The sequence below is a fragment of the Enterovirga sp. genome, assembly GCF_028290205.1.
Taxonomy (GTDB): Bacteria; Pseudomonadota; Alphaproteobacteria; order Rhizobiales; family Beijerinckiaceae; genus Enterovirga.
The window spans coordinates 1-26,496 of the sequence record NZ_JAQGKF010000009.1; the positions used below are offsets into that span (position 1 = coordinate 1).

Here is a 26,496-nt window from a genome sequence, read left to right on the forward strand (position 1 = left end):
CCGCATCCACGGGCGAGCCGGCGGCCAGCATCAGCTCGGCAATCCCGGCCGCGTCCGCCGCCCCCGCGGCGCGGATCTGCAATCCATATCGGCTGCCCAAGGCGGCTCCGCTCCCCGGGGCATCAGGTCCGAGCCGAGCCCGCTCTTCAAGCCCCGTAGCGGCGCGCGGCTTCGATGGTCAGCCCCATTCCGACGGACCCGAAGGTGTCACCCTCGACGACGCGGGCCGACGGAACAGCCGCCACGATGGCGGCCCGCAGGTGCAGCAGCCGCGTGGACCCGCCCGTCAGGAACACGGCATCCACGGCCTCGGGCGCCACCCCGGCCTGGCCCAGGCAGGCCAAGATGCGGGCCTGGACCTTGCCGGCCAGACTGGCGGTCGAGCGGACCAGATCCTGCCGGGCGATGCCGACCGAAAGGCCGGCCTCGAGCCACTCGAGCGGGATCACGGCCCGCTCCGCGCCGGACAGCTCGATCTTGCTGCGCTCCACCTCCATGGCCAGCGTGTGGCCCCGCTCCGCCGAGACCACCCGCAGCAGGCGGTCGATCAGATCGGGCCGGGCCGCGTCGCGCTTGACCTCGGCGATCTCGCGCCGCGGTTTCAGCCCGTAGAGGCGGTTGATGCTCGACCAGGTCGAGAGGTCGTGGAAATAGGACGAGGGCACGTCGAGCCCCTCCCGCTTGGCCGGGCTGCGGTAGCCGAGTTCCGGCATCACCTGGTCCAGGCTGAGCAGCTGGTCGAAATCGATGCCGCCGATGCGCACCCCGTCATTGGCCAGGATGTCGCCGGCCCGCTCCGGCCGGCCGCGCCGCTCGGGCCCGAGCCGCACGACCGAGAAGTCGGAGGTGCCGCCCCCGATGTCGGCGATGAGCGCGATCTCCTCCCCGGCGAGCGAACGCTCGTAATCCAGCGCCGCCGCGATCGGCTCGTATTCAAACGACACCTCGCGAAACCCGATCTCGGTCGCGATGCGGCGCAGGCTCGCCTCCGCGCGCCGGTCCCCCTCCGGATCCCCATCCACGAAATGCACGGGCCGCCCGTGCACCACTGTGTCCAGTTCGCGCGCACCCGCGGCTTCGGCCTGGGCCTTCACGGCCCCGAGATAGCGGGCGATCACCTCCCGGAAGGTGATCCGGCGGCGCCCGACCGGGGTGGTTTCCTCGATCAGCGGCTTTCCGAGGGCCGATTTGAGGCTCCGCATCAGCCGCCCGGGATGGCCCTCCACATAGGCCTCGATGGCCCCGCGGCCGATGGCCGGGGAGTCCTGGGGTGGAAAGAAGATGGCGCTCGGGATCGCGACCTCCGCCCCGTCGAGGGGCACGAGCCAGGGCGCGCCTTCGCGCAAGATGCCGAGCGTGGTGTTGGACGTGCCGAAATCGAGGCCGCAGGCGAACATGATGAACTGGGTTCCGAAAAGGGGGACGGCGGGTCGCAACCCGGAGGCGAGCCGTCAAGGCATGCCGACGCCGGTCAGCCGTGCGGGCCGGCCGGGTCCAGATCGGGCCACGCCTCGGCATCGTCCGGCTCCTCCGCAGGCGCCTCTAGGGCCAGGGCCGCCACCCGGTACGGGAACCCGGCGCGGCACAAGGACGCGAGGTCGCGGTCGCGGGCGGCCGGGTCGGGCGGCCTCCGGTAAGGCCCGAGGCGCTTTCTCTGGGCATGCCGGCGGGCCAGCGCGAGGTCGTCCGGTTCGTGCACGGCGACCGCCGCTGCCGCGGTTTCGTCAGGAACGCCCTTGGCGCGCAGCTTCATGCCGACGGCCCGGGTCGAGGAGCCGCGCCGGAGCAGCGCGCCGGCCTTGGACTCGGCGTAGATGCGGTCGTCCACCAGGCCGGACCGGACCGCCCGGCCGACCACCTCGGCGATCGCCGCCTCGATCCCGGGCTCGGGCTCGCCCTCGGGCCCGAGCCTGCGGCGCGCCTTCCGCAGCAGCACCCGCCGCAGATTCTCGGCGCTGGACGAATAGCGTTCGAGGTAGTGCAGCGCCGCCCGCTCGAGATAGGCCGGCGTGACGGGGCGCGCCTCCCCGGCCCGCCTCACCCCAGCGGCCCGCCCCGGCCCCGCACGCCTATTCCCATTCGATGGTGCCGGGGGGCTTCGAGGTGACGTCGTAGGTCACGCGGTTGATGCCCTTGACCTCGTTCACGATGCGGTTCGCGACGCGGCCGAGGAAGGCCATGTCGAAGGGGTAGAAATCGGCCGTCATGCCGTCCACGGAGGTCACGGCCCGCAGGGCGCAGACGTGGTCGTAGGTGCGGCCGTCGCCCATCACGCCGACCGTCTTCACGGGCAGCAGAACCGCAAAGGCCTGCCAGATGGTGTCGTAGAGGCCGGCCTTGCGAATCTCGTCGAGATAGACGGCGTCCGCCTTGCGCAGGATGTCGAGCTTTTCGCGCGTGATGCCGCCGGGGCAGCGGATGGCGAGGCCCGGGCCCGGGAAGGGATGGCGGCCGACAAAGGCCGCCGGCAGGCCGAGCTCGCGGCCGAGCGCCCGCACCTCGTCCTTGAACAGCTCGCGCAGCGGCTCGACGAGCTTCATGTTCATGCGCTCGGGAAGGCCGCCGACGTTGTGGTGGCTCTTGATGGTCACGGACGGACCGCCCGTAAACGAGACGCTCTCGATCACGTCCGGATAGAGCGTTCCCTGCGCCAGGAACTCGGCACCGCCGATCTTCTTCGCCTCCGCCTCGAACACCTCGATGAACAGGCGTCCGATGATCTTGCGCTTCTCCTCCGGGTCCGAGACGCCCTCGAGCGCGCCGATGAACGTGTCCTGCGCCTGCACGTGGACGAGCGGGATGTTGTAATGGTCGCGGAACAGGCCGACGACCTCCTCGGCCTCGTTCTGGCGCAGCAGCCCCTGGTCGACGAAGACGCAGGTGAGCTGCTCGCCGATGGCCTCGTGGATGAGCACGGCGGCGACCGCCGAATCGACGCCGCCGGACAGTCCGCAGATCACCCGGCCGGTGCCGACCTGCGCGCGGATGCGCTCGATCGCCTCTCCGCGGAAGGCCGCCATGGTCCAGTCGCCCGAGCAGCCGGCGATGTCCCGCACGAAGTTGCGGATCAGGAGCTCGCCCTGCGGCGTGTGGGCGACCTCCGGGTGGAACTGCACCGCGTAGAACTTGCGGGCCTCGTCGGCGACCACGGCGAAGGGCGCGTTCGCCGAGAAGGCGAGCGGCTCGAACCCGTCCGGGAGCTTGGTGACCCGGTCCCCGTGGCTCATCCAGACCGGGTATTTGTGGCCGACATGCCAGACGCCGCGAAACAGCGGGCTATCGGCCATGATCTCGATATCGGCCCGGCCGAACTCGGCATGGTGTCCGCCCTCGACCTCGCCGCCGAGCTGGGCCGCCATGGCCTGCTGGCCGTAGCAGATGCCGAGCACGGGGGTGCCGCCTGAGAAAATCGCCTGCGGGGCGCGCGGGCTCGTCTCCAGCGTCACCGAATCCGGCCCGCCCGACAGGATCACGCCCTTTGGATTCAGGTCGCGAAACGCCTGCTCAGCCTTCTGGAAGGGGACGATCTCGCAAAAGACGCCCTCCTCCCGGACGCGGCGCGCGATGAGCTGCGTCACCTGGGAGCCGAAATCGACGATCAGGATGGCGTCGTGGTGCAGTGCGGTCATCCCGAGCAGGTAGAGCGATGCTCGCCCGCAGGCAACTCGGGAAGGGGTCGCCCGGGCCACCGGCCCGGGTTTCTCAACAGCGCAGCAGCGCCACGTAGAACCCGTCGGTCCCGGTCCGCAGCGGCGTCATCTGGATGCCACGGCGCGTGACCCGGAGACGGGCCGAGAGTGACGGCAGCCCGGCCGCGGCCGCAACGGTGGCCGGATCCTCGACCGCCAGGCCGGGCCGACGGGCCAGAAGCGCCTCGATGGCCTGGTCGTTCTCCTCCGGCAACACCGAGCAGGTCACATAGGCGATGCGGCCGCCGCGGCGGGCGAGGCGAACCGCCCGGTCGAGCACGGTCGCCTGATCGCGGATGCGGCCCGCGAGACTGCCGGGGCGCAGGCGCCATTTCGCGTCCGGGTTGCGGCGCCAGGTGCCCGAGCCGGTGCAGGGCGCATCAACCAGGACGAGGTCCGCCGCGCCGTCCAGGTCGGCGATCGGATCGCCTTTGCCGCGCTGCGTGCGGACCTCGGCCGAGACGCCCGCCCGCGCGAGGCGCGCATGGATCGGCGCCAGGCGGCGCGGGTCGAGATCGGTTGCCACGATGCGGCCCTCGCCGCCCATCAGCGGCGCCAGCGCCAGCGTCTTGCCGCCGCCGCCCGCGCAGAGGTCGATCACGGTGTCCCCCGGACGGGCCCCGGCCAGGAGAGCGGCGAGCTGGGAGCCCTCGTCCTGGATCTCGAACTCGCCCCGGATAAAGGACGGGTCCGACTGCATGGCGGGGCTGCGCCCGTCCTCGCCCGGCGGCACGCGAAGCCCCCAGGGCGACCATGGCGTCGGGGTGGGCGCGAGATGGGCGAGTTCGGCCGCGACCGCGTCGCGCGTCGACCGCAAGCCGTTGACCCGCAGGTCCAGCGGGGCGCGGGTGGCCAGCGCGACCGCCTCCTCGATCCAAACCTCGCCAAGACCCCGCTCCAGCGACGGGGCGATCCATTCGGGCACGTCGGCCCGCACATGGGGCGGCGCATCCTCGAGAGAGGCCGCGTCCAGGCGCGACCGCTCGGTCGCGGAAAGCGGCGCCGGCGCGAAGCGCTCGCCCGAAAACAGGGCCGCGATGTCGTCGGGCGCGCGGCCGCGGCCGAGCCGCAGCGTGCCGAGCAGCACGGCGCGGGGCGTCGCCTCGCCCATGATCCAGCTGGCCGAGGCGCGCCGGCGGAGGGCGTCATAGACGAGCCCCGCAATGGCGGCGCGGTCGCCCGACCCGGCGAAGCGGTGGGCGAGGCCCCAATCCTTGAGCGCATCAGGGGCGGGGCGGCGGCGTCCGTCGATGTCGGCCAGGACCTCGATCGCGCCGGACAGGCGAGCTGCGGGTGTCACTGGCGGGCCACAGCGCAAGGGAAAGCCAGAGCGGCGGTCGCCGCGTCACGCTTCCGGCGCGTTTCAGGACCAGCGCCGGGACGCGCCCGCACGGGCGCCATGTGGAGATGAGATCGAATGTTGCTTCTCCTGCGGCTGTCGCTTCCGACGGCTCTCGCGCTCACGGTTGCGGCCTGCGCGTCCGCGCCCCCGCCGCCGCCGCCCGATTACCCGGCGCCGGGCGCGCGCCGGCTCGACGCCAAAACTCAGCTCGAGACCGGGCGGCGCTACTGAGGGACGCGCCCGCTCGCATGGCAAGGCTCATGCGGGCAGCGGCGCGGCCAGGATGTGGACCGCGAAAGCGGCCCACATGATCGCGAGCGTGACCGCGCCGACCAGATAGGCCCCGAACCGAAGCGGGACGTTGTTGGTCGTCACGTAGACCGCGGCCTGGGCGATCCGGGCCGCGACGAAGACCCAGCTCAGAACCACAAAGAGCAGATCCGCCTTGCGGGTGACCACGGCGAGCGGCACCAGCGCGAAGAACAGGACGGGCAGCTCGAACTGGTTGGAAAACGCGTTGGACGCGGCCTGGGCCGGAGCGGGCCAGCTCTTCTGGCCCAGGATCACGTCCGAACGCTGCACCGCGCGCGCCTTCACGGCGCCGAACCGCCGCGCGCCCATCAGGACGAGCAGCGCAAAGACGAGCGCGACCTGGACGAAGACCGGAAGGAGGATGGCCTGTAGGCTCATGACTTAGCCGTGCCTCGGCGGCACGAGGCCGCCCCGGGCCGCGCGCGCCCGCCGAGTTTCTGCACCCGCGGCCGCCGTCACCCCCGACCCATCGGGTAGTTCGGGCTTTCGCGCGTGATGGTGACGTCGTGGACGTGGCTCTCGCGCAGGCCCGCGCCGGTGATGCGAATGAACTCCGCCCGCTCGCGCAGCTGCTGCAGATCCGCGGCCCCGACATAGCCCATGGCCGCCCGGACACCGCCCGCAAGCTGGTGCAGCACGGCGGAGACCGGACCCTTATAGGCCACCTGACCCTCGATGCCTTCCGGCACGAGCTTCAGGGCATCGCGCACCTCGGCCTGAAAGTAGCGGTCGGCCGAGCCGCGCGCCATGGCGCCGACGGAGCCCATGCCGCGATAGGCCTTGTAGGACCGGCCCTGGTACAGAAACACCTCGCCGGGCGCCTCGTCGGTGCCGGCCAGCAGGGACCCGACCATGGCGACCTGAGCGCCGGCCGCCAGGGCCTTGGCGAGATCGCCGGAGGACTTGATGCCGCCGTCGGCGATCACCGGAACGCCCTGATCGGCCGAAGCCTCGACGGCCTCCAGGATGGCTGTGAGCTGAGGCACGCCGACGCCGGCGACGATCCGGGTCGTGCAGATCGAGCCGGGCCCGATCCCGACCTTGATCGCGTCCGCCCCCGCGTCGATCAGCGCCCGGGCCCCGTCGCGGGTCGCCACGTTGCCGGCGATCACCTGCACGGAGTTCGACAGCTTCTTCACCCGGGCGACGCTCTCCAGCACCCGGACCGAATGGCCATGGGCCGTGTCGACCACGATGAGGTCGCAGCCGGCGTCGATCAGGCGCTCGGACCGAGCGTAGCCGTCGTCGCCCGTGGTGGTCGCCGCGGCGACGCGGAGCCGGCCCTGCTCGTCCTTGGCAGCCGCCGGGTAGGCGACCTGCTTTTCGATGTCCATGACGGTGATCAGCCCGACGCAGCGGTAATGGTCGTCCACCACCAGCAGCTTCTCGATCCGGAACTGGTGCAGGAGCCGCTTGGCCTCCTCCTGGGACACGCCGTCCCGGACGGTGATCAGCCGGTCCTTGGTCATCAGCTCGGAGATCGGCTGGCCCGGGTTGGAGGCGAAGCGCACGTCCCGGTTGGTCAGGATGCCGACGAGCTTGCCCCGGGAGCCGTTGGGGCCGCGCTCCACCACCGGAATGCCCGAGATGCCGTGACGCTTCATGCTCGACAGCGCGTCGGCCAAAGTCTCGTCCGGGTGGATGGTGATGGGGTTCATCACCATTCCGGACTCGTATTTCTTCACGAGCCGGACCTGTTCGGCCTGGACCTCGGGGTCGAGGTTCCTGTGGATGACGCCGAGCCCGCCGTTCTGGGCCATGGCGATGGCCATGCGGGCCTCCGTCACGGTGTCCATGGCGGATGCGACGATGGGGATGTTCAGTGAGATCGTGCGCGTGATCTGAGTGCGCAGAATTGTCTCGCCGGGAAGAACCTCTGACCGCCCCGGCCGCAAAAGGACGTCGTCAAAGGTCAATCCCTCGACGAAGCCGTTCGGCCCTCTACCGTTCACCATGCCGAACCCCTGAAGGACGCCGCGACGGAGCGCCTCTCTAGGCTGAGGGCGCGGCGCGGGTTGGCGAGGGGCCGTAGCATGGGCGCGCGCAGCCCGCCACCCTGGCCGCATGGCCGCATAGCTGCCCTTCCGGCTCGGCATTCCGGCGCGACGACCCGCCGCCGCCGAGGCCGGAGACGATGGCTGCGATTTGACCCCTGCCGACCCGCCCCTTAGTGCGGCCCGACCGCTTCGGGCCGAGAGGACACAGACGGACGGTGCAGCGACCAGGATCTGTCACCCAGGCCGGAACGCCGCGTCTCGCCGCGCTGGACGGGCTCGCCTTTGGGCTCCTCGCCGCGATGCCGCTCGGCATGGCCCTGGTGAACCGCTCGGCGCAGCCCTTGCTGCTTCTCGCGACCGCGGCCGCGCTCGCGGCGCGGCTGCAATCCGGCGAGATGGGGGCCGTCTGGCAGCGCATCCGGGCCCTTCTGTGCACGCCGATCGGCGTGAGCGCCCTCGCCTTCCTCGTCTTTGCCGGCCTGTCGATGGCCTGGAGCCACCACCTCAAGATCTCACTCTCGGCCTATGGCGAGCTCCTGGCCGCGGCCGGGGCCGCACTGGTGCTGCATGCGTGCCTGCCCCGCGAGGTGCCGGGCTGGGCCGTGAAGCTCGCGGCGGTGTCGGTCGCCATCGGCTGCCTCACCATCGTGGCCGAACTCGCCACCGCCATGACCTTCCGGGCCAGCCTCGGCGTCCGCAACTACGCCTTCATCTTCAAGCGTTCGGTCACGGCCATCCTGATCCTGGGCTGGCCGCTGGCGGCCTACCTCTGGCTGACCGGCCGGCGCCCGATCGCCGTCGCGGTCGCGCTGCTGTTTCTGATTGCGACCTATGTCGCCCATTCCAGCGCGACGGCCCTCGGACTCGCGGTCGGTCTCGTGGTGCTGGTCGCCGCCGCCCTTTGCCCGAAACGCGGCAGCCTCGCGGTCGCAGCCGCCTTGGGCGCCGGCCTCCTGATCGCGCCCGTGCTGGGTGACACGGCCGCCCGCATCCTGCCGCAGCGCCTGGTGGAACGGCTTCATTTCGCGCACGCGGCGGACCGAATCGCCATCTGGCAGAGCTTTGGCGAGGTGGTGAAACGGCGCCCGATCGCGGGTGTCGGGTTCGGCACCAGTTCGGCCATGCCGCGCGACCCGGTCGCGGCCGAGGTGCCGGCCGAGCGCCGCGTCCTCCTCGGCGCCTGGCACCCGCATAACGGCTACCTCCAGGTCTGGGCGGAAACCGGCCTGATCGGGGCAGCCCTGTTCGGCGCGACCCTGCTGCTGTCCGTGCTGGCGCTGGGCCGCCTGCCCCGGACGCGGGCGGCCGCGAGCTGCGCCATGGTGGCGTCGGCCGGCGCCGTGATGCTGGTCGGGCACGGCATTTGGCAGGGCTGGTGGAGCGCGGTGATCGGCGCCGCCGTGATCTGGCTGGCCCGCCTGCCGGACGGGCCGGCCGCTACTCCGGCTCGGCCGCCGCGCCCCTGAACCCGGTCGCCAGCACGTAGAGCTCGGCCGAATCGGGCCGGCTCGCCGCCGGCTTGACGTGCCGGACGGTGGCGAAATCCCGCTTGAGATCGGCCAGCAGCACGCCTTCGGTGCCGCCCTGGAGGACCTTGGCCACGAAGCCCCCGCCCGGCCCGAGCACGGTGCGAGCGAACTCGGCCGCGGCCTCGGCCAGCCCCATGATCTTGAGGTGGTCGGTCTTGCGGTGGCCGGTGGCGTTGGCCGCCATGTCCGACATCACGAGATCGGCCGGGCCGCCGAGCAGGTCTATGAGGCGCCCGGGGGCCTCGGGATCCATGAAGTCGAGCTCGATCGCCTCCACGCCCGGCAGCGGGTCGAAGGGGAGCAGGTCGATGGCCACAACCTTGCCGCGGCCTGACGCCAGGCCGACCCGTTGCGCGGCGACCTGCGACCAGCCGCCGGGCGCGGCGCCGAGATCAATCACCCGGTGGCCCGGCCGCAGCAGCCCGTAACGGTCGTCGAGCTCGGTCAGCTTGAACGCGGCGCGGGACCGCAGCCCCTCGCGCTTGGCGCGGGCCACATAGGGATCGTTGAGCTGCCGCTCGAGCCAGGCGCGGGACGAGGGCGTGCGGTTGCCGCCCTTTTTGACCCGCTGCCGCCCGGGGGCGGATGCGCCGCTCCGCCCGGTCCCGGTCACGCCTGACTCCGCCGCGCCCAGACCTTGTCCTCGCGCATCATCGACATAAGAATTCCTTCGCGCAGGCCGCGATCGGCGATGCGCAGATACTGGGCCGGAAAGGCGCGGCGGATCGCCTCCAGGATGGCGCATCCGGCGAGCACGAGATCGGCGCGATCACGGCCGATGCACGGGTTCTGGGCACGGTCCTGCAAGGTCGACGACAGCAGCCAGTCGGTCACCGATTCGATGTCGTCGCCCCGCATCCACATTCCGTCCACGCGGCGCCGGTCGTAGCGGTCCAGCCCGAGATGAATGCCGCCGACGGTGGTCACGGTACCGGAGGTGCCGAGCAGATGGAAGTTCGGCGCGGCCGCGGCAGCCCCGGCCTTGAGGGCGAAAGGCAGCAGGCGCCCTGAGACCTCCTCCACCATGTCCTCGAACACCGAATGAGTGACCTTCAGCCCGCCGTAGCGTTCGGCCAGGGTGACGACGCCGACCGGGAGCGAATCCCAGGCCCGGATGCGCTCGCTCGGGCACAGCGCCGCCGCCCCGGTCTGGCCGTCGAGCCAGGCAACCTCGGTCGAGCCCCCGCCGATGTCGAAAATGATGACCGACCCGGCCTTGGGATGGGCCAGGGACGCGCAGCCCATGACGGCCAGGGTCGCCTCGGTCTGCCGGTCGACCACCTCGATGGCGAGGCCGATCTCCTGGCGCACGCGTTCGATGAACTCGAGCCCGTTGGCAGCGAGGCGGCACGCCTCCGTGGCGATGAGGCGCGAGCGCACCACGTTCTTCGCCTCGATCTTGGTCTTGCAGATCCGCAGCGCCGCCACCGTCCGCTCGATGGCCCCGTCGCCGAGCCGGTCGCCGTGGCCGAGCCCCTCACCGAGCCGGACGATGCGGGAAAACGCGTCGATGACGCGAAACTCGTGGTAGGACGGCTCCGCGATCAGAAGGCGGCAATTGTTGGTGCCGAGATCGAGTGCCGCGTAGGCCTTGACGCCGCGCCGGATCGCGGAACGCGAACGGGACGCGACAGCCGGCGACGCCGCCCCGGCCGCGGCGCTCCTGACCTGGCCTTCCTGGGCCAGGATCCCTCGCCCGGCCCACATAGGCGGAGCTACGGCATCACCTCGGTCCTGCACGGCCGCGACATCCGGGACGCACCGGCGGTGGCCGGCCCGTCATCTGTTCTCGCGAGCGTAGCAAGGTGGTGGCCGCCTGCAAAGCAGCCGCGCCTTATCCCTTCGGAAGCGCCGCCCCGGCTGCGCTGGCGATGCGCTCCAGCCGAAGGCGAAGGTCCCGGGGTGCGAAGGGCCGCGCCAGGATGGCGTCCACCCCAAGGGCCGTGGCGGCCGAGACGGCGCCAGCCGTGGGCTCGGGCATGGTCACCACGACCGGCATGGTGGGGCAGTGTGAGCGCGCCGTGTCCCGGGCCGCCTCCACCACCTCGCGGGCGCTGATCACGGGCAATTGCCAGTCCACGACGAGGAGGTCGGGCCGGCCGTCGACCAGCGCGCCCAGAGCCTCGGCGCCGTCGCGTGCCTCCACGATCCGGGCATAGCCGCTGCGGACCAGCACATCCCGCGCGACCCGTGCCGCGTAGGGGTTGGAATCGGCGACAAGCGCGGTCAGCGGGCGCGGGAGGGCGGAGGGCGTCATGGCCCCATCCTGCCCTGACCGCGTTGTCGGACGGTGAATGGCCGCCGCCTTTGCCGCGGCAGCGCCCGCGCGTAAGAGGGCGAGCCGGCTGCGACGCATCGGCGGAGAGACGTGCATGAGCGCTGTCCAGCATCGCGAGACCGCCACCGGAACGGGCGGGCGGCGCTCTGCGGTCTTCGAGCCCGAGCACGAGATGCTGCGCGATCAGGTGCGGCGCTTCGTCGAGGAGGAGGTGAAGCCGAACGGCCTCGCCTGGGAGGAGCAGGGCTTCACGCCCCGCGAGGTGCTCCGCCGCATGGGCGAGCTGGGCTTCCTCGGCATCCGCTACCCGGCCGAGTTTGGCGGGTCGGAGATGGACACGCTCGCCACCGTCGTGCTGGCCGAGGAACTCGGCCGATCCACCTTTTCAGGCTTCGCGATCACCGTGCTGGTCCACACCGACATGGCCTCGGTGCATGTGGCGCATGCGGGCTCGCCGGAGCAGAAGCGGCGGCACATGGCCGACATCGTGGCGGGGCGGAAGATCTGCGCCGTCGCGGTGACCGAGCCCGGAGCAGGTTCGGACGTGAAGGCGATTCGCACCCGGGCGCGCCGGGACGGCGACAGCTACGTCCTTGACGGCTCCAAGATCTACATCACCAACGGCGTGCTGGGCGACCTCTACTGCGTGGCGGCCAAGACCGGGGCCGAGGGCGAGCGGCCGTCGCGCAGCGTGTCCATGTTCCTGGTCGAGAAAGGGACGCCCGGGCTCAGGGTCGGGCGGGCGCTCGACAAGCACGGCTGGCGCTCCTCCGACACGGCGGAGCTGTTCTTCGAGAACTGCCGCGTGCCGGCCGAGAACCTCCTCGGCGCGGAGGGCCAGGGCTTCTACGCGATCATGCGCAACTTCCAGAACGAGCGCGTGGTGATCGGCGCCATGGCCATGGGCGAGGCCCAGGCCGCGATCGACCTCACGCTCGACTGGTTGACGAGCCGGACGGCCTTTGGCGGGCCGCTCTGGGACAAGGGCGCCATCCGGCAGCGGCTGGCCATGCTCCAGGCGCGGGTGGAGGCGGGCCGACAGCTCGTCTACCATGCAGCCTGGCTCGACACGGAGGGGGCGGATGCCACCCGCGAGGTGTCGATGGTCAAGGCGCTCTGCGGCGAACTCGTCAACGACGTCATGGCCGCCTGCCTGCAATTCCACGGCGGCCTCGGCTTCATGCGCGAATCGACCATCGAACGCATGGCCCGTGACGCCCGCGTGCAATCCATCGGTGGTGGCGCCACCGAGGTGATGCTGGAAGAGGTTGCCAAGCGGATGGGCCGCTAGCGCCCGCGACGCCTGAGCTCAGACACACAGGACAGACACGATGACCGGACCCAAGATTCTGCTGGCCGCCCTGGCCGCCTCGGCGCTTGCCGGCTGCAGCAGCCTCGACAGCGCGGGTTCCTCCGCCCGCGACCTCGGCTCCAGCCTGGGCGGCGGCTTCACCCGCAACACCGACACCTACGGCACCGGCCGCCGGGTCGACGTCTATGGCGGCTCGAACGCCCCCGTCCTGCCGACCATCGGGGCCTCGGGCTACGGCAAGTAGGGAGCGCCGCCGCCCGGCGGGAGCGCCGACCGGAGAGGGGCGTCGGCGCCCCTACCCGGCCCCGCCCACCGCCGGCGCAAGCCGGACCCCAGCTTCCGCGAAGTGCCGCAGCGCCCCCGGGTGGAAGGGCAGGAACGTGTTCCGCACCGCGTGCTCGGCGCGGGCGCCGGCGAGCCGCGGATACGCGTCGGTGAGGGCCGATGCCTGCTCCATGACGGCGCGTGTCAGCCGGTAGGCCTCCTCGTCGGGCAGGCGCTCGCTTGCCAGCGCAAAGGCCCACACGGCGGCGGCCGGCACCGGCTTCGTCTGGCCCTGATAGGTCCCCGCTGCGATCTCACCGGCCGTGCCGAACGGAAACAGTTGCTCGAACCGGGCGATCTCCTCCGGCGCGAGCGGGATCAGCACCCCGTCCGCGCGCTCCATCACGTCCTGGACGGCCGCCACCCGGATGCTGGAGCCGAACCACAAGGCGTCGAGTTCGCCCGCGACCACCCGGTCGGCGAGCTCGGCGGGCGCCCCGGCCACCAGCGTCAGCGCGAGGCCGAGCGACCCGGCGAGGGCGCGCAGGTAGATCTCGGCTGCACCGCCCGCCGGGCCGACGCCGATCTTGCCGCCTCTGAAGTCGGCCAGCCGCGCGGCCGGGCGTCGGCGCGCTGCGACCAGACCGAAGCGCGTGCCATGAAGGGGAAACAGGGCCCGCAACCCTCGCGAAGGCCCCGTGGCGGCGAAGGGCGGGCGGCCGTTCGCCGCCTCCCAGGCAGCCCCCATGCTGACCAGCCCGAGATCGGCATCGCCGGCCCGCAGCAGGCGCAGGTTGTCGTGGCTTCCGGCCGTGGGCAGGAGGTCGAGCTCGATCCCGGCATGCCGATCGGCGATGTCGGCCAAGGCCGGCGCGATCTCGGCGAAGCCCCCGCCCGCGGCCCCGGTCGCCATCGTCAGCCGGATCCGGGCCGCCGCGCCGGCTTGCCCGGCCAACAGCAGCGAAGCGGCCGCCGCCAGGAGAGCGCGCCGCCCCGGCGCCGCCGCACTCATCGTTGCTCTCCGTGATCGCTCGCCCCGGCCACGATGGTGACGGTCCGGCCGACAGGGGTCAACGGGATCGACGGCGTCCCCCGCCCGGCGGCCGGCCGCTCGCCCGCGGCGCTCACAACCAGCCGCGCCGGCGGAAATAGAGCAGCGGCACGAGGCCGCTGAGGACGATGATGGCTAAGCCGTAAGGATAGCCCCAAAGCCACTCGAGCTCCGGCATGTTCTTGAAGTTCATGCCGTAGATGCTGGCCACCAGCGTCGGCGGGATCCCGACCACGGACACGACGGTGAGGATGCGGAAGCGGTCGTTCTGCTCCACGTTGATGGCCCCGAGGGCAGCATCCAGGACGAACTGCACCCGGTCGGACAGGTGGACCTCGTATTCGTCGAGCGATTCCACGTCCTTGCCCACCGTTTGGAGCCGAAGCGCCGCCTCGCGGGACAGCCAGTCCTCACCCTCGGCCGCGACATAGGGCACGATGCGGGCGATCCCGAGGAGCGTGGCCCGCACCTTGGAGACGAGCTGCCGCGAGCGCCCGACCCGGCGCAGGGTGCTGCGCAGGCGTGCGTCCTGAGCCTTCGGCCGCCGCCGGGACAGCTCGGCCTCGCTCTCCCTGCCGAACACCTCCTCGGCCATGTGGTCGAGATCCGCCCCGACCTCCTCCAGGATGTCGGCGAGGCGGTCGACGATGGCTTCCAGCAGGGCCACGAGCACCGTTGCGCTGGAAGGGCGGTGGAAATCTTCTCGGCCGACGCGCTCGCGGCACGTCTCGAAGGCCTTCAGGTCCTCGTACCGGACGGTGACCAGGTGTCGGGCGGACAGGATCAGGCCCACGGGTGTGATCTTCGGGCGCCGCACCTCGTCCCGGTAGACCAAGGGCAGCGCAAGGTAGATCGCCCCGCGCTGCGTGCGCAGCCGCGACGAGATCTCGACCTCGCTCAGCTGTTCCGAACTCGGCACGCTGAATCCGGTCAGTTGCTCGATCCGCTCGGCCTCTGCCGCGTCCGACCGCACCGCGTCGATCCACAGCGGTTCGCCCCGGGCGCTGGCGCCGCTCGCGCCGGCAGGCTCGGCGCCGTTTGCTAACACCTGGGTCAGGATCATGGCGGCTGCCGGCTCAGGAGGGGATGGGCAACGGCCATTCCGGCGCGCGCTGATCGCCGGAACTCACACCATGGTACTTGCCCCGGAAGAACACGAGCGGCTCGCCCTCCCCGGCCGTGGAGAAGCGCAGCACGCGGCCAATGAAGATGACGTGGTCGCCGCCGTCGTGATGGGCGTAGGGCTCGCATTCGAAATGCGCGAGAGCGCCGTGCAGCAGCGGAGCCTCGGCATGGCCGACCGTGTGCTCGACGTCCGCGAACTTGTCGCTCAACGACTTGGCGAAGGCGTTCGAGAGACCTTCCTGCGCCCGCGAGAGGATGTTCACGGCATAGCCGCGGGCGGCCAGCATGGCCGGAAGGCTCATGGCGCGCCGGTCGACGCTGAACAGCACGAGCGGCGGATCGAGGGAGACCGAGTTGAACGAGCTCATGGTGAGCCCGATCGCCTGGTCCTCCGGCCCCCGGGCCGTGATCACGGCCACCCCGGTCGCAAATTGCGACAGCGCGAACCGGAACGCGTTTGAGTCGAAGCTCATGGCGCTGCGCCCAGGCTCACGGGCCGACGTCCCCATCGGCCAGCGCCGCCGCGTCGCGGAGCGCGCGGTAGCGCTCCATCACCTCGGCAAACGGGCCGTCATCCACCATGCGGCCATGTTCCAGCCGGATCGCCCGCCCGCACAGACCCGCCAGAAGGCCGTCGTCATGCGAGGCGAGGACCAGAATGCCCGAGCGCTCCACAAACGAACGCAGCCGCTGATTGGCCCGCCGCATGAAGGAGGCGTCGCCCGCCCCGATGCCCTCGTCCAGCAGCAAAATTTCCGGCTCCACGCTGGTCGACACCGCAAAGGCGAGGCGGGTCTGCATGCCGGCCGAGTAGGTCCGCATGGGCATGTCCAGAAACGAGCCGAGTTCGGTGAACTCCGCGATGTCGTCAATCCGGCTCTCGACCTCGCGCCGGCTCAGCCCGAGATAGAGGCCCCGGATGCGGATGTTGTCGTAGCCGGTGGCGTCCGGGTCCATGCCGAGGCCGATGTCGAAGATCGGCGCAATGCGGCCCTCGATGCGGATGCGGCCCGCGAGCGGCGGGTAGATGCCGGCCAGCACGCGCAGCAGCGTCGTCTTGCCGGCCCCGTTATGGCCGATCAGGGCGACCCGCTCGCCATGCTCCACCTTCAGCGTGATGCCAGCGAGCGCCTCGACGCAGGTTCGGGCCCGCTGGTCCGAGCCGATGCGTCCACCGGTCGCGCTGCTGACGAGCCGGTTGCGGAGCGAGCGGGCCGAGCCTCCATAGATCGGGAAGCTGACGCCCACGTCTTCGAGCGCGATGGATGTCATGCGACGCCGCTCAGAGCCAATACGGGACGCGCCAGCGGAAGCGGGCATAGAGCAGCAGCGCGACGAGGAGGTTCACGGCCGTGAGCCCGAGCGCGAAGCTCCAGGAGAGCGCCGGAAACGGCGCCCCGATCAGCGGCGCCCTGACGATCTCGATGAGGTGGAAGAAGGGATTGGCCAGGGCGATCCACTTGCGGTCGCCGAGCGTGTCGGCCGTCCACAGCACGGGGGTGATGAAGAACATCATCTGCACGACATTGGTCATCAGCGGCGGGATGTCGCGGAAGCGGGCCGCGAGGGTGCCGAGCGTCAGCGCGAAGCCGATCCCGTTCAGGCACACCACCAGGAGCCCGAGCAGCGACGGCAGGAGCCCCATGAGGGCGTTGGCAGGCTGCAGCAGCAGCACGGCCGCGATGATGATGGCGTTGTGGCCGAAGATGATGAGCCCGCGCCAGATCAGCCGGTAGACATGCACGGTGAGCGGGGCCGGCATCTGCTTGATGGCCACGGTTGCCGCGATGAAGACGTTGCAGCCGTCGATCAGCAGGGTCGAGATCAGTGTCCAGACCACCATGCCGACAGTCAGATAGGGCAGGTATTCGGCAAGCGGGATCCTGAACAGGGCGCCGTAGGTGACCCCGAGTCCGGCCACGAAGGCGGCCAGCGTCAGCGTCACCCAGAACGGCCCCATGACCGAGCGGCTGTAGCGCTGGCGGATGTCGAGCCAGCCCATGGTTCCCCAGAGCTGCACCTCGCGGGCGCCCCCGACCACGTCCCGCACGGCCGCGGCGAGCGGCGCACGCGCCTGTTCGGACGCGCTGAGATCGAGGACGGGCGAACTCGCCACGGGAACTCCGGCTGGCACGGGCGGGGACAGAAAGGCGGCGCTCTAACAGGGCCGCGTGCTGCCGCCAAATGCGGTCCGGCCAGCCGGCCGAGCTGGCGCGAGCGCGCGCCGGGGTTGCCGCGCGGGCGGCAAAGGTCCAGATCCCCGGCCCGGGGGCGGGCGAGAGGGATCGCGGGTGCAGGGAAAGAGCGGCGTCCTGGCCGGGATCGTCGTCTACCATCCGGACGAGGACCACCTCCGGCGCCTCGTCGCCGCGGTGGCGCCGGATGCCGACGAGGTCGCGGTCTTCGCCAATTCGCCTCTTCCGGATGGGCTGGAGGCGAGCCTGCGGCTGGCTGCCGGCGGCACCGCCTTTGCCGTGTTGGGCGGCGGCGCGAATCTCGGCCTCGGCGCCGCCTATGACGCCTTCCTCGGCCGGGCCCGGAGCCGCGCCCTCCCCTTCGCCTTTCTGCTCGACCAGGACAGTCTGCCGCGGCCCGGCACCATTCCGGCGCTGGTGGCCCGCCACCGCGAGCTCGCGGCCTCCGGCGAGCGGCCAGCGGTGGTCGGCCCGCAGCCGCTCGATCCGGCCGGCGAGCCGATGCGGCTCGCGCTCAGCCGGCCGGACCCGGCCCCGCCCCGTCCGGGCCTGATCCGGGTCGCCTTCGTGATCTCGTCCGGCTCCCTGGTCTCCGTCGAGGCGGCGCGGACCATCGGCCCCTTCCGGGCCGACTTCTTCATCGACGCCATCGACCTCGAATGGTGTTTCCGGGCCGGCGCGGCCGGGTTCTCGATCTGGGTCGCCGCGCAGGTCGCGATGGATCACCGGCTCGGCCGCGGCGTGATCGCGCTGCCCTTCGGCCTGCTCTTGGCCGACCAGCCGAACCTGCGGCTCTACACCTTCATCCGCAACCAGCTCGCCATGCTGCGGCTGTCGCACGTGCCGCGGGCGCACAAGCTGAAAACGGTTCTGAGCCTGCCGGTCCGCATTCCGGTCTACCTGGCCCGCAACCGCTTTTCGCGCGAATGCCGGTCGGCCCTCTGGAACGGGCTGGTGGACGGGGCCCTGAACCGGCTCGGGCCACCGACCCGCGCCGCCGGGACCCGCCGGTGAAGGGCCGTCGCTGATGTTCGGCACCGGTCTTGGACGGCTCGCGGCCCATCCGGCCCTCGCAGCCACGAAGCGGCGGGCCAAGGGCCTCCTGCTGGCGGCGAGCGAGCGCGCGCTCGGCCCGCAGCAGCTTCGGGGCGAGATCGATTCCGGGGCGGCCTACAGTCTCACCATCCCGGGCCTCGCCGGGCCCTACCTCCTGACCCGCGGACCCGTCTCGGTCGGCGGCTGGGCCCTCGACCTGCGGGGCGGACGGCCGCTGCCGGTGCGGGGGCGGGTCGGCCGCGTCGCGATGGCGGCGGAGACGATCGAGCGGGCCGACATCCAGGCCGCCTTTGCCGGCATGGCGGACCTCCCGGTCCGGTGCGGCCTGTCCCTCGAGGGGACCGCCCGCCAGGGGCCGAGCCTGCTGCAGGTGGAAGCCGAGCGCGAGCCCGGCGACTGGCGCACGCTGTTTCGGGGCCTTGTTCTCTGTCTCGACAGCGACCTCGGCCGCTTCGAACGCGGCGGCCTCTGGCGCTACCGCGAGTGGCGGCTGAGGGAAGCCGAGGTGGCGGCGGCCGATGCCGAGGGGCAGCGCGGCTATGCGGCCATGGTTGGCGGGCGGCCCTCGATCACCGCCATCGTGCTGGGCGAGCGGAATGCGGACGCGACCCACGCCTCCCTGGCCGCCCAGACCTTCCCGGCCTGCGAGACCCTGACGGTGCCGGGGGGCGCGGCGGATCTGGATGCCGCCCTCCGGGCCGCGCAGGGCGACTACACCCTGCCGCTCGCGGCCGGCGACCGGCTCACGCCGGACGCGCTCTACACGCTGGCCGCGGCCTGCCGGGCCGAGCCGGGGCTCGACCTCGTCTATGCCGACGAGGAAGGTGACGGGGACGGCGACGACCCGGTGCCCTTCTTCAAACCGGGCTGGAGCCCCGACACGCTCGAGTCCGTCCCCTATCTCGGCTCGCCGACCCTCTACAGAACGGCCGCGCTGCGCGGGCTCGAAGCGCCGGCCGGGCTCTACGACCTCGCGCTCCGCTTCACCGAAGCGCCCCGGACCGTCAAACATCTCGGCCGCGTGCTGTGCCGCCGGCCGACGACGCCCACGGCGCCCGGCGAGACCGGGCCGGACATGGCGGCGCTGGCGGGTCGTCTCGCCCGGACCGGACGGACGGGCGAGATCCGGCCGATCGCGCCCGGGCTGCGCTGCTACATCTCGGACATCCGCCCGGCCGAGCCGGGTCCGCTCGTCTCGGTGGTGATCCCGACCGCCGGGCGCGAGCTGACCGTCGGGGGCCGCCGGCTCGACCTCGTGCTCGATTGCGTGCGGGGCATCCGGGACCGCTCGACCTACCGCAACGTCGAGATCGTGGTGGTCTACAATCCCGACATCGCGCCCGCGAAGCTGGAGGCGCTGGCGGCGCTCGGCTGCCGGACGGTGCTCTACCGGGAGCCGGCCTTCAACGTCGCGGCCAAGCTCAATCTCGGCGCCGCTGCCGCGACCGGCGAAATGCTGCTGCTGCTCAACGACGACGTCGACATCATCTCGCCCGACTGGATCGAGCGGCTGCTGGCGCAGGCCACGAAGCCTCATGTCGGAGCCGTCGGGGCGAAGCTCCTCTACCCGGACGGGACGGTGCAACATGCCGGGGTCGTGGCCCTGCATGGCAATCCGAACCATGTCCGGCGCGGCTATCCCGACGGCGATCGCGGCTACGTCTTCGCGGCAGCTGCCGCCCGCAATTACGGCGCTGTGACCGGCGCCGTGATGATGACGCGAGCCGATTTGTACAGTCGGGTGGGCGGATACTCGGAAGAGTTCCCAATCCACTTCAACGACGTCGATTACTGCTACAAGCTGCGCCGTCTCGGGCTCCACATCGTGCTGGAGCCCGCCGCGCGGCTGTTCCACTTCGAATCCGCCTCCCGCAAGCCGTCGATCCACCCGGAGGAACTGGCCCTGTTCCAGGAGCGCTGGCCCGAAGACCTCATCGACGACCCGTTCTACCCGAACGGCGTCTTCGCCACGGCGCCGCCCCATGCCGAGATCTTCCTCCATGCCGGAACGGGGGTGAGGTGAGCGCCGCCCCTGCCCCGCCCTTGCCGTTGCCACAGCGGCTCGTCCCGACCGCCGTGGTGTTTCTGGTGCGGGGCCGCGACGGCGGCTACGCGGCCTCGTATCGCCGGTTCCTGGACTCCTATCGGACCCATCCGGCCGGGCTGCCTCATGACCTCGTCCTCCTGTGCAAGGGGTTCGCCGACCCGGCCGACCAAGCCCGGGTGGAGGCGGATTTCGCCGGGCTGTCCTCCCGGACGCTGACGGTCGGGGACGAGGGTTTCGACCTCGGCGCCTACCGGGAGGCGGCGCGCCGCCTCGATCACGAGCGCGTGCTGTTTCTGAACGGCTGGAGCGAGATCCTGTCGGAGGACTGGCTGCTCAAGCTGACGCTGAACCTCGACCGGCCGGGGATCGGGCTGGTCGGCTGCACGGGCTGCTACGAGGTGCTGCGGATCGACCGCCGCTTCGGCCCCTTCCCCAACCCGCATGTCCGGTCGAACGGCTTCCTGATGGACCGGGGGCTGTTTCTGGAGGCCATCGGCGAGCGCCCGATCGGCACCAAGCTGGATGCCTTCCTGATCGAAAGCGGGCCGGACAGCATCACTCGCCGGGTGGTCGGCCGGGGCCTCGGCGCGCTGCTGGTCGGGCGTGACGGGCGCGGCTTCCCGCCCCGCCTCTGGCCGCGAAGCCGCACCTTCCGGCTCGGCCTGCGCGACAACCTGATGGTCGCCGACAACCAGACGCGGGCGGCCGCCGGCTGGTCCTGGCGCGTGCTGACCCGGGTGCAGACCCAGACCTGGGGCCGCTACCTGGCCGAGCTGCCGCCCGCGGGCCTCGACGGCCCGCTCGCCTGACCCGCCTCAGCTGCGGCTGCGGCCGAGCACCAGCCGCCGCACCGCCCGGAGCGGCGCCGTGGCCCGCCAGAAGACACTGTTCTGGATGATCTTCAGCGCGGCGTCGGACTGAATGAGCTTCTCGAGCTGATCCTTCAGCTCCGGATCCATCTGGTCGCCGACCTCGGGCCGGAACAGCAGCACGCCGGTATTGGCCGCGATCGAATTCTCGAAATCATAGGCGAAGGAGGTCAGCTTCGCCCGCTCCGCCGCGTCCGCGGCCTCGAAGATCGCCGTGTGCTTGTCGAAGGTCCAGATGTTCGACTGGTCGCCCTGCCGGAAGCCATTGCGAATCGAGCGGGCGTCCTCCATCGCGTAGACGCCGTCCGGCGCCACGACCCAGGCGCCATAGCCCTGGCGCAGGCACCAATTGGTGATCGAGTTCGGGCCGACCTCGAATTTCAGCGACTCGGTTCGGCTGTTGCAGCCGTAGGGGTAGCGCTGGATGCGCCCGCAGCGGATCAGGAAGCCGGTGCCCCGGATGTGCGGCCGGTGCTCGAACGAGGCCATCGAGCCGTACAGCCCGTCGCCGTGCCGCTCGCGCGCCTCGGCGAAAGCCTTGAGCCAGCCTCGCTGCTTGAAATGCGCCCAGGAGGAGAAGCACATCACCCAGTCGTCGGCCGGCAGGGTGTAGGCCGCATAGACATGGGCGCCGATGTCCCAGCCCGAGCCCCGGTACACGATGACCTCGTGCGGGATGCCGGCGAAGATCTCGGCCACTTCGGGCGAATAACCGCCATTGGAATCGATCAGGCAGAGCCGGTGCTCGTAGTCGGGCGGATAGGCCTTGTAGGTCTCGGCGAAGCGCCGCGCCGCCTCCCGGTAATGGGCCGGCGCGGGCGCGTTCGGCAGGTTTCCGGCAAGGACGAAGGTGAGATTGATCATCGGGTCCGGCTCACAAGCGCGCCGACATATTCCGCCAAGGCATCCTGCCAGGGCCGCAAGGACACGCCGTGCGCGGCGGCGGTGCCGCAATCCAGAACCGTGTAGGCCGGGCGGACCGGCGCATAGGCGCCCCTCCGGTCCACCGGCACGACGCGGGTCGAGACCCCGGCGAGCTGGAAGATCTCGGCCGTGAACCTGGCCCAGTCGCAACTTCCCGCATTGGTCAGGTGGTACAGGCCGGGGGGCGCGCCCGAGGTCAGGAGCTGGATGGTGGCGGTGGCGAGATCGGCCGCCGAGGTCGGCGTACAGGTGAGGTCGGAGCCGACCTCGATCCTGTCGAGTCGGCGGGCATCGGCCAGCCGGTTGACCACGAAATTGCCCTTCTGCCGGCTCGGCGCGCTGCCATAGAGCCCGCAGGTCCGGATCACGAAGGCGCCCTCCGGATGGGCGGCGAGCGCCGCCCGCTCCCCGGCGAGCTTGGAGATGCCGTAGCACTGGATCGGCTCGGCGAGGTCCGTCTCCCGGTAGGGCCGGCGGCTCTTGCCGTCGAAGACGTAGTCGGTGGACACGGTGACAAAGCGCGCGCCGATCTCGGCCGAGGCCTTGGCGATGGCCGAGACCGCGACCGCGTTGATGGCGAGAGCGCGGGCGAAATCCGCCTCGCACACGTCGACGAGATGCAGGGCGCTCGCATTCACCACGAGGTTCGGGCGCAGCTCGCGCACCAGAGCGGCCGCGCCCGCAGCATCGGCCATGTCGAGCGCCGTGCGGGACGGGGCGGTGATCTCCCAGCTATCCTCCGCCTGGAGGCGCAGCTCCGTTCCGAGCTGCCCGGAGCCGCCGAAGATCAGGGTGCGGAGCTTCATCGGGCGGCTCCGTCCGCGAGGAGCGGCCAGGTCCGGTCCTTGTCGGCGATGACCGTGACGGGAAGCGGCCAGCCGATGCCGAGGGCCGGGTCGTCCCAGCGCAGCCCCGCGCCCGCGCCCGGCGCGAAGGGGGGCGTGATCGAATAGGCGATCTCGGTCGCGTCCTCGAGCGTCTGGAAGCCGTGCGCGAACCCGTCCGGGATGTAGAGCGCGAGGCCGTTCTCGGCCGAGAGCCGGAACCCGCGCCACTGCCGGAAGGTCGCGCTGTGCGGCCGCAGATCCACCACCACATCCTGGATGGCGCCGCGGGTGCAGCGGACGAGCTTGGTCTCGCTGTGCGGCGGCAGCTGGAAGTGCATGCCCCGCACGGTGCCGGCCCGATGGTTGAACGACAGGCTGGCCTGCGGAAAATCGGTCACGAGCCCTTCGCGGGCGAATTCCTCCGCGCAGAACACCCGCACGAAATAGCCGCGTTCATCGGCGTGGCGCTCGGGATGGACCAGGACGAGGCCCGCGAGGTCCAGCCGCTCGTATCTCACGGCACGATCTCGAGCCGGGGGATCGGCACCACGAAGCGGCCGCCCCATTCCCGGATAAAGGCGAGCTGGCCGATCACCTCCTCGCGGATGTTCCAGGGCAGGATGAGCACGTAATCCGGGCGGCTGTCGTGGATCGCCTCCGGCGCCTTTACGGGGATGCGCACGCCCGGCAGGTAGCGGCCCTGCTTCATCGGGTTGCGGTCCACGGTGAAATCCAGCAGGTCCGTGCCGACCCCGCAGTAATTGAGCAGCGTGTTGCCCTTGGCCGGGGCGCCGTAGCCGGCAATGGTCGCGCCGCTCTCGCGCAGGTCGATCAGGAAGCGCAGGAGGTCCCGCTTCACCTTGCGGACCTTGTCCTCGAAGCCCGCATAGCCCTCGGGCCGGTCGTAGCCGCCGGCCCGCTCGCGTGCCTTCAAGCTCGCCACGGATCCCTGCACCGGCAGAGCTGTATGGGCGGCGTGCCGGGCATAGATCCGCAGGGACCCGCCATGCGTCGGGATTTCCTCCACGTCGAACACCGTCAGGCCCTGGGCCGCGAAGATGCGCTCGGCGGTGTGCAGCGAGAAATACGAGAAATGCTCGTGGTAGATGGTGTCGAACTGCATGCCCTCGACGAGCCGCACCACGTGCGGAAACTCCATCGTGACCACGCCGCCCGGCGCGAGCAGAAGCGCCATCCCGGCCACGAAGTCGTTCACGTCCGGCACATGGGCCAGGACGTTGTTGCCGAGGATCAGATCGGGCCGCTTGCCCTCCTGTTTCAGCCGCGCGGCCAGGCGGGTGCCGAAGAAATCGACCACCGTCGGCACGCCCTTCTTCTCCGCCGCCGCCGCCACGGTGTGGGACGGATCGATGCCGAGGATCGGGATGCCGCGGGCCTTCAGATATTGCAGCAGGTAGCCGTCGTTGGAGGCGAGCTCGACCACGAGGCTCTCCGGCCCGAGCCCGAGCCGTCCGACGATCATGTCGCAATAGGCCCGCGCATGGGCGAGCCAGCTCTCCGAGAACGAGGAGAAGTAGACGTAGTCGTCGAAAATCGCCTCGGCCGAGGCGTGCTCCGGCAATTGCACCAGCGTGCAGCTGTCGCAGACATAGGTGGTGAGCGGGAAGCTCGCCTCCGCCTTGGACAGGTCCTCGGGCCTGAGGAAGGAATTCGACGGCGGCGTCGCCCGCAGATCGCAGAACACGCGCGACAGCGGCGCCTGACAATGGCGGCAAAGCGGGCCGGCCGCTGCCGGCGCCTGGGTCTCGCTCACGTGGTTGCCTCCGTCTCGGCCGATGTCGTGGTCCGGCGGGGACCTGCGAGGCTCTCATAAGCCGCGATCTGCTCCAGCACGAGCCGGGCCGGATCGCGACCCTCGCGGCGGCCCCGCTCCCAGCTCACCGTCCAGCTCAGCGCCTCGTCGAGCCCGAGCCGCGGCCGCCAGCCCAGGCCGATCCTGGCCTTCGAAGCGTCCACGGCGAGGAGCCCCGCCTCATGCGGCTGCGCGCCCTCGACGAGGTGCCAGCGGGCCGAGCCGCCCCAGAGTTCGACCAGCCGATCGGCCAGCACCGAGACGGGCTGCACGTCGCCGATCTCGGGCCCGAAGTTCCAGGCGCCCGCCACGTCCGGCGCGTCGCTGCGGCAGAGCCGTTCGGCGAGGAGCAGGTAGCCGGAGAGCGGCTCCAGCACGTGCTGCCACGGCCGGGTCGCGGCCGGGTTGCGGATCGCGACCGACTCGCTGCGCCCGAGGGCGGCCAGGCAATCGGGCACGAGCCGGTCCGCCGACCAGTCGCCGCCCCCGATGACGTTGCCGGCGCGGGCCGTGGCGACGCCCACGCCCGCCGCGGCCAGAAAGGAACGCCGCCAAGCGGCCGTGACGATCTCGGCGCAGGCCTTGCTGGCGCTGTAGGGGTCGTGGCCGCCGAGCGGGTCGCTCTCGCGATAGGGCCACACCCATTCGCGGTTTTCGTAGCACTTGTCGGTCGTGACCGAGACCACGGCCCGAACGGAGGACGTGGCGCGCGCGGCCTCGAGCACGTTCACCGTGCCGAGGACGTTGGTCGCCAGCGTGGCGACCGGCTCGGCGTAGGATCGGCGCACCAGCGCCTGGGCGGCGAGGTGAAGCACCACCTCGGGCTGGGCCGCCGCGAAGGCGGCCGCCACGGCGGCCGGATCGCGGATGTCGCCGATCCGAGAGGCGGAGTCGCCGCCGATTCCGGCGAGCTCGTGCAGGCTGGGCTCGGTCTCGGCCGGCAGCCCCAGGCCGAACGGCACGGCGCCGAGCCGCTTCAGCCAGAGCCAGAGCCAGGCTCCCTTGAACCCGGTCTGGCCCGTCAGAAGAACTCGCCGGCCCGCCCAGAAGGCCGGATCCGGGCCTACCAGAGCCGCCACGGTGCCGATCCGCTGGCCCACAATTCCTCGAGGTGGCGCTTGTCGCGCAGGGTGTCCATGGCCTGCCAGAAACCCTCGTGACGGTAGGAGCGCAGTTCGCCATCGCGCGCCAGGCCTTCGAGCGGAGCCTGTTCCCACACGGTGCTATCGCCCTCCACCCGGTCGAGCACGCGCGGATGGAGCACGAAGAAGCCGCCGTTGATCCAGCCGCCGTCGCCGCCCGGCTTCTCCTGAAAGCCCTTCACCTCGTCGCCGGCGAGGCGCAGCGCGCCGAACCGGCCCGCGGGCTGAACGGCCGTCACGGTGGCGTCGCGGCCATGCGCCTCGTGGAAGTCGATCAGGGCCCGCACGTCGATGTCAGCGACGCCGTCGCCATAGGTCATGCAGAACGGGTCGTCGCCGAGAAACGGCCGCACGCGGCGCAGCCGGCCGCCGGTCATGGTGTCCTGCCCCGTGTCGATCAGCGTGATCTTCCACGGCTCAACATCCCGACGGTGGATGGTTGTCTGGTGAAGGCGAAAATCAAATGTCACGTCGGACAGGTGGAGGCCGTAATTCGAGAAGTACTCCTTCACGACATAGCCCTTGTACCCAAGGCAGATCACGAACTCGTCGATGCCGAAATGCGAGTAGATCTTCATGATGTGCCAGAGGATCGGTCGCCCTCCGATCTCGATCATGGGCTTCGGCTTGAGTTCGGTCTCCTCGCTGATGCGCGTGCCGAACCCTCCCGCCAAGATGACGGCCTTTTTGACCATCCGGTCGCCCTTCCAACGCTGTTGCCCGC

27 protein-coding genes are annotated in these 26,496 nt (G+C 71.1%); 7 read left to right on the top strand and 20 right to left on the bottom strand.

The annotated features are described in order from the left end of the window. Nucleotides 1-146: 146 nt before the first annotated feature. The 4 genes from JWR86_RS00550 to JWR86_RS00565 form a co-directional block, all read right to left on the bottom strand. On the bottom strand, nucleotides 147-1,397 hold the full coding sequence (locus JWR86_RS00550; protein WP_299559211.1) for an Hsp70 family protein: 1,251 nt from the start codon (nucleotides 1,395-1,397) through the stop codon (nucleotides 147-149). Between the two features lie 74 nt (nucleotides 1,398-1,471). Continuing rightward, nucleotides 1,472-2,041 carry a RecX family transcriptional regulator gene (locus JWR86_RS00555; protein ID WP_299559213.1) on the bottom strand — a complete coding sequence of 190 codons (570 nt, stop codon included), beginning with the start codon at nucleotides 2,039-2,041 and terminating at the stop codon, nucleotides 1,472-1,474. Nucleotides 2,042-2,069: 28 nt separating this feature from the next. Further along, entirely contained in the window at nucleotides 2,070-3,629 is a 1,560-nt protein-coding gene (gene guaA / locus JWR86_RS00560) for a glutamine-hydrolyzing GMP synthase (protein WP_299559215.1), read from the bottom strand. Nucleotides 3,630-3,702: 73 nt separating this feature from the next. Beyond that, nucleotides 3,703-4,989: an RsmB/NOP family class I SAM-dependent RNA methyltransferase gene (locus JWR86_RS00565; protein ID WP_299559217.1), complete on the bottom strand. Its 1,287-nt coding sequence runs from the start codon at nucleotides 4,987-4,989 to the stop codon at nucleotides 3,703-3,705. Nucleotides 4,990-5,106: 117 nt separating this feature from the next. Here JWR86_RS00565 and JWR86_RS00570 point away from each other — a divergent pair, with 117 nt between their 5' ends. Next, nucleotides 5,107-5,262, top strand: coding sequence for a hypothetical protein (locus JWR86_RS00570; RefSeq protein ID WP_299559219.1), 156 nt, complete (start codon nucleotides 5,107-5,109; stop codon nucleotides 5,260-5,262). 27 nt (nucleotides 5,263-5,289) lie between these two features. Here JWR86_RS00570 and JWR86_RS00575 read toward each other — a convergent pair whose 3' ends face one another. Beyond that, a complete protein-coding gene (locus tag JWR86_RS00575; protein WP_299559221.1) occupies nucleotides 5,290-5,721 on the bottom strand; it encodes an MAPEG family protein in 432 nt (143 codons plus the stop codon). A 77-nt stretch (nucleotides 5,722-5,798) separates the two neighbouring features. Next, nucleotides 5,799-7,298 (bottom strand): IMP dehydrogenase, encoded by a 1,500-nt coding sequence (gene guaB, locus JWR86_RS00580; RefSeq protein WP_299559223.1) that lies wholly within the window; start codon nucleotides 7,296-7,298, stop codon nucleotides 5,799-5,801. 257 nt (nucleotides 7,299-7,555) lie between these two features. Here guaB and JWR86_RS00585 point away from each other — a divergent pair, with 257 nt between their 5' ends. After that, complete coding sequence (locus JWR86_RS00585; RefSeq protein ID WP_299559225.1) at nucleotides 7,556-8,806, top strand: O-antigen ligase family protein; 1,251 nt, start codon at nucleotides 7,556-7,558, stop codon at nucleotides 8,804-8,806. Here the strand turns inward: JWR86_RS00585 and JWR86_RS00590 are convergent. The 3 genes from JWR86_RS00590 to JWR86_RS00600 all read right to left on the bottom strand — a co-directional run bounded on the left by JWR86_RS00590 (nucleotide 8,778) and on the right by JWR86_RS00600 (nucleotide 11,126). Beyond that, nucleotides 8,778-9,482 (bottom strand): RlmE family RNA methyltransferase, encoded by a 705-nt coding sequence (locus JWR86_RS00590; RefSeq protein WP_299559227.1) that lies wholly within the window; start codon nucleotides 9,480-9,482, stop codon nucleotides 8,778-8,780. The two genes, JWR86_RS00585 and JWR86_RS00590, sit on opposite strands and share 29 nt — an antisense overlap. Then, a complete protein-coding gene (locus JWR86_RS00595) occupies nucleotides 9,479-10,576 on the bottom strand; it encodes a Ppx/GppA phosphatase family protein (RefSeq protein WP_299559229.1) in 1,098 nt (365 codons plus the stop codon). Before JWR86_RS00595 ends, JWR86_RS00590 begins: the two co-directional genes overlap by 4 nt. Nucleotides 10,577-10,703: 127 nt before the next feature. Beyond that, a complete protein-coding gene (locus tag JWR86_RS00600; protein ID WP_299559231.1) occupies nucleotides 10,704-11,126 on the bottom strand; it encodes a response regulator in 423 nt (140 codons plus the stop codon). 115 nt (nucleotides 11,127-11,241) lie between these two features. Here JWR86_RS00600 and JWR86_RS00605 point away from each other — a divergent pair, with 115 nt between their 5' ends. Together JWR86_RS00605 and JWR86_RS00610 are read left to right on the top strand one after the other, a co-directional pair. Beyond that, nucleotides 11,242-12,438: an acyl-CoA dehydrogenase family protein gene (locus JWR86_RS00605; protein WP_299559233.1), complete on the top strand. Its 1,197-nt coding sequence runs from the start codon at nucleotides 11,242-11,244 to the stop codon at nucleotides 12,436-12,438. A gap of 40 nt (nucleotides 12,439-12,478) precedes the next feature. Beyond that, complete coding sequence (locus JWR86_RS00610; protein WP_299559235.1) at nucleotides 12,479-12,703, top strand: hypothetical protein; 225 nt, start codon at nucleotides 12,479-12,481, stop codon at nucleotides 12,701-12,703. Between the two features lie 51 nt (nucleotides 12,704-12,754). Here the strand turns inward: JWR86_RS00610 and JWR86_RS00615 are convergent, their stop codons facing one another. The 5 genes from JWR86_RS00615 to JWR86_RS00635 form a co-directional block, all read right to left on the bottom strand. Continuing rightward, nucleotides 12,755-13,735, bottom strand: coding sequence for a TAXI family TRAP transporter solute-binding subunit (locus JWR86_RS00615; RefSeq protein ID WP_299559237.1), 981 nt, complete (start codon nucleotides 13,733-13,735; stop codon nucleotides 12,755-12,757). Nucleotides 13,736-13,847: 112 nt separating this feature from the next. After that, nucleotides 13,848-14,837 (bottom strand): magnesium transporter CorA family protein, encoded by a 990-nt coding sequence (locus JWR86_RS00620; protein ID WP_299559239.1) that lies wholly within the window; start codon nucleotides 14,835-14,837, stop codon nucleotides 13,848-13,850. Nucleotides 14,838-14,850: 13 nt separating this feature from the next. After that, nucleotides 14,851-15,372 carry a flavin reductase family protein gene (locus JWR86_RS00625; RefSeq protein ID WP_299559241.1) on the bottom strand — a complete coding sequence of 174 codons (522 nt, stop codon included), beginning with the start codon at nucleotides 15,370-15,372 and terminating at the stop codon, nucleotides 14,851-14,853. Nucleotides 15,373-15,388: 16 nt separating this feature from the next. After that, a complete protein-coding gene (locus JWR86_RS00630; protein WP_299559243.1) occupies nucleotides 15,389-16,171 on the bottom strand; it encodes an ABC transporter ATP-binding protein in 783 nt (260 codons plus the stop codon). A gap of 10 nt (nucleotides 16,172-16,181) precedes the next feature. Continuing rightward, on the bottom strand, nucleotides 16,182-17,015 hold the full coding sequence (locus tag JWR86_RS00635) for an ABC transporter permease (RefSeq protein ID WP_299559245.1): 834 nt from the start codon (nucleotides 17,013-17,015) through the stop codon (nucleotides 16,182-16,184). Between the two features lie 175 nt (nucleotides 17,016-17,190). Here JWR86_RS00635 and JWR86_RS00640 point away from each other — a divergent pair, with 175 nt between their 5' ends. The 3 genes from JWR86_RS00640 to JWR86_RS00650 are packed head-to-tail and all read left to right on the top strand — an operon-like array spanning nucleotide 17,191 to nucleotide 21,006. Continuing rightward, on the top strand, nucleotides 17,191-18,108 hold the full coding sequence (locus tag JWR86_RS00640) for a rhamnosyl transferase (RefSeq protein WP_299559247.1): 918 nt from the start codon (nucleotides 17,191-17,193) through the stop codon (nucleotides 18,106-18,108). A 13-nt stretch (nucleotides 18,109-18,121) separates the two neighbouring features. Then, nucleotides 18,122-20,173, top strand: a complete 2,052-nt coding sequence (locus JWR86_RS00645) for a glycosyltransferase (protein WP_299559249.1) — start codon at nucleotides 18,122-18,124, stop codon at nucleotides 20,171-20,173. Further along, complete coding sequence (locus JWR86_RS00650; protein WP_299559251.1) at nucleotides 20,170-21,006, top strand: hypothetical protein; 837 nt, start codon at nucleotides 20,170-20,172, stop codon at nucleotides 21,004-21,006. The genes JWR86_RS00645 and JWR86_RS00650 overlap by 4 nt, the downstream gene beginning before the upstream one ends. Nucleotides 21,007-21,012: 6 nt before the next feature. On the opposite strand, the gene JWR86_RS00655 is transcribed toward JWR86_RS00650, so the two are convergent. The 6 genes from JWR86_RS00655 to rfbF are packed head-to-tail and all read right to left on the bottom strand — an operon-like array spanning nucleotide 21,013 to nucleotide 26,467. Next, complete coding sequence (locus JWR86_RS00655; RefSeq protein ID WP_299559254.1) at nucleotides 21,013-21,930, bottom strand: hypothetical protein; 918 nt, start codon at nucleotides 21,928-21,930, stop codon at nucleotides 21,013-21,015. Beyond that, nucleotides 21,927-22,796, bottom strand: a complete 870-nt coding sequence (rfbD, locus tag JWR86_RS00660; RefSeq protein WP_299559257.1) for a dTDP-4-dehydrorhamnose reductase — start codon at nucleotides 22,794-22,796, stop codon at nucleotides 21,927-21,929. The genes JWR86_RS00655 and rfbD overlap by 4 nt, the downstream gene beginning before the upstream one ends. Beyond that, nucleotides 22,793-23,335 (bottom strand): dTDP-4-dehydrorhamnose 3,5-epimerase, encoded by a 543-nt coding sequence (rfbC, locus tag JWR86_RS00665; RefSeq protein WP_299559260.1) that lies wholly within the window; start codon nucleotides 23,333-23,335, stop codon nucleotides 22,793-22,795. The genes rfbD and rfbC overlap by 4 nt, the downstream gene beginning before the upstream one ends. Next, complete coding sequence (locus JWR86_RS00670; RefSeq protein WP_299559263.1) at nucleotides 23,332-24,591, bottom strand: class I SAM-dependent methyltransferase; 1,260 nt, start codon at nucleotides 24,589-24,591, stop codon at nucleotides 23,332-23,334. Before JWR86_RS00670 ends, rfbC begins: the two co-directional genes overlap by 4 nt. Further along, nucleotides 24,588-25,709, bottom strand: a complete 1,122-nt coding sequence (gene rfbG, locus JWR86_RS00675; RefSeq protein WP_299559266.1) for a CDP-glucose 4,6-dehydratase — start codon at nucleotides 25,707-25,709, stop codon at nucleotides 24,588-24,590. Before rfbG ends, JWR86_RS00670 begins: the two co-directional genes overlap by 4 nt. Then, entirely contained in the window at nucleotides 25,694-26,467 is a 774-nt protein-coding gene (gene rfbF, locus JWR86_RS00680) for a glucose-1-phosphate cytidylyltransferase (protein WP_299559269.1), read from the bottom strand. The genes rfbG and rfbF overlap by 16 nt, the downstream gene beginning before the upstream one ends. Between the last annotated feature and the right edge of the window lie 29 nt (nucleotides 26,468-26,496).

Coding starts and splice junctions, on each gene's coding strand:
- JWR86_RS00550 (WP_299559211.1), bottom strand. CDS start 1,397: ATGTTCGCCTGCGGCCTCGATTTCGGCACGTCCAACACCACGCTCGGC.
- guaA (WP_299559215.1), bottom strand. CDS start 3,629: ATGACCGCACTGCACCACGACGCCATCCTGATCGTCGATTTCGGCTCC.
- JWR86_RS00570 (WP_299559219.1), top strand. CDS start 5,107: ATGTTGCTTCTCCTGCGGCTGTCGCTTCCGACGGCTCTCGCGCTCACG.
- JWR86_RS00575 (WP_299559221.1), bottom strand. CDS start 5,721: ATGAGCCTACAGGCCATCCTCCTTCCGGTCTTCGTCCAGGTCGCGCTC.
- guaB (WP_299559223.1), bottom strand. CDS start 7,298: ATGGTGAACGGTAGAGGGCCGAACGGCTTCGTCGAGGGATTGACCTTT.
- JWR86_RS00595 (WP_299559229.1), bottom strand. CDS start 10,576: ATGTGGGCCGGGCGAGGGATCCTGGCCCAGGAAGGCCAGGTCAGGAGC.
- JWR86_RS00600 (WP_299559231.1), bottom strand. CDS start 11,126: ATGACGCCCTCCGCCCTCCCGCGCCCGCTGACCGCGCTTGTCGCCGAT.
- JWR86_RS00605 (WP_299559233.1), top strand. CDS start 11,242: ATGAGCGCTGTCCAGCATCGCGAGACCGCCACCGGAACGGGCGGGCGG.
- JWR86_RS00610 (WP_299559235.1), top strand. CDS start 12,479: ATGACCGGACCCAAGATTCTGCTGGCCGCCCTGGCCGCCTCGGCGCTT.
- JWR86_RS00615 (WP_299559237.1), bottom strand. CDS start 13,735: ATGAGTGCGGCGGCGCCGGGGCGGCGCGCTCTCCTGGCGGCGGCCGCT.
- JWR86_RS00620 (WP_299559239.1), bottom strand. CDS start 14,837: ATGATCCTGACCCAGGTGTTAGCAAACGGCGCCGAGCCTGCCGGCGCG.
- JWR86_RS00625 (WP_299559241.1), bottom strand. CDS start 15,372: ATGAGCTTCGACTCAAACGCGTTCCGGTTCGCGCTGTCGCAATTTGCG.
- JWR86_RS00630 (WP_299559243.1), bottom strand. CDS start 16,171: ATGACATCCATCGCGCTCGAAGACGTGGGCGTCAGCTTCCCGATCTAT.
- JWR86_RS00645 (WP_299559249.1), top strand. CDS start 18,122: ATGTTCGGCACCGGTCTTGGACGGCTCGCGGCCCATCCGGCCCTCGCA.
- JWR86_RS00655 (WP_299559254.1), bottom strand. CDS start 21,930: ATGATCAATCTCACCTTCGTCCTTGCCGGAAACCTGCCGAACGCGCCC.
- rfbD (WP_299559257.1), bottom strand. CDS start 22,796: ATGAAGCTCCGCACCCTGATCTTCGGCGGCTCCGGGCAGCTCGGAACG.
- rfbF (WP_299559269.1), bottom strand. CDS start 26,467: ATGGTCAAAAAGGCCGTCATCTTGGCGGGAGGGTTCGGCACGCGCATC.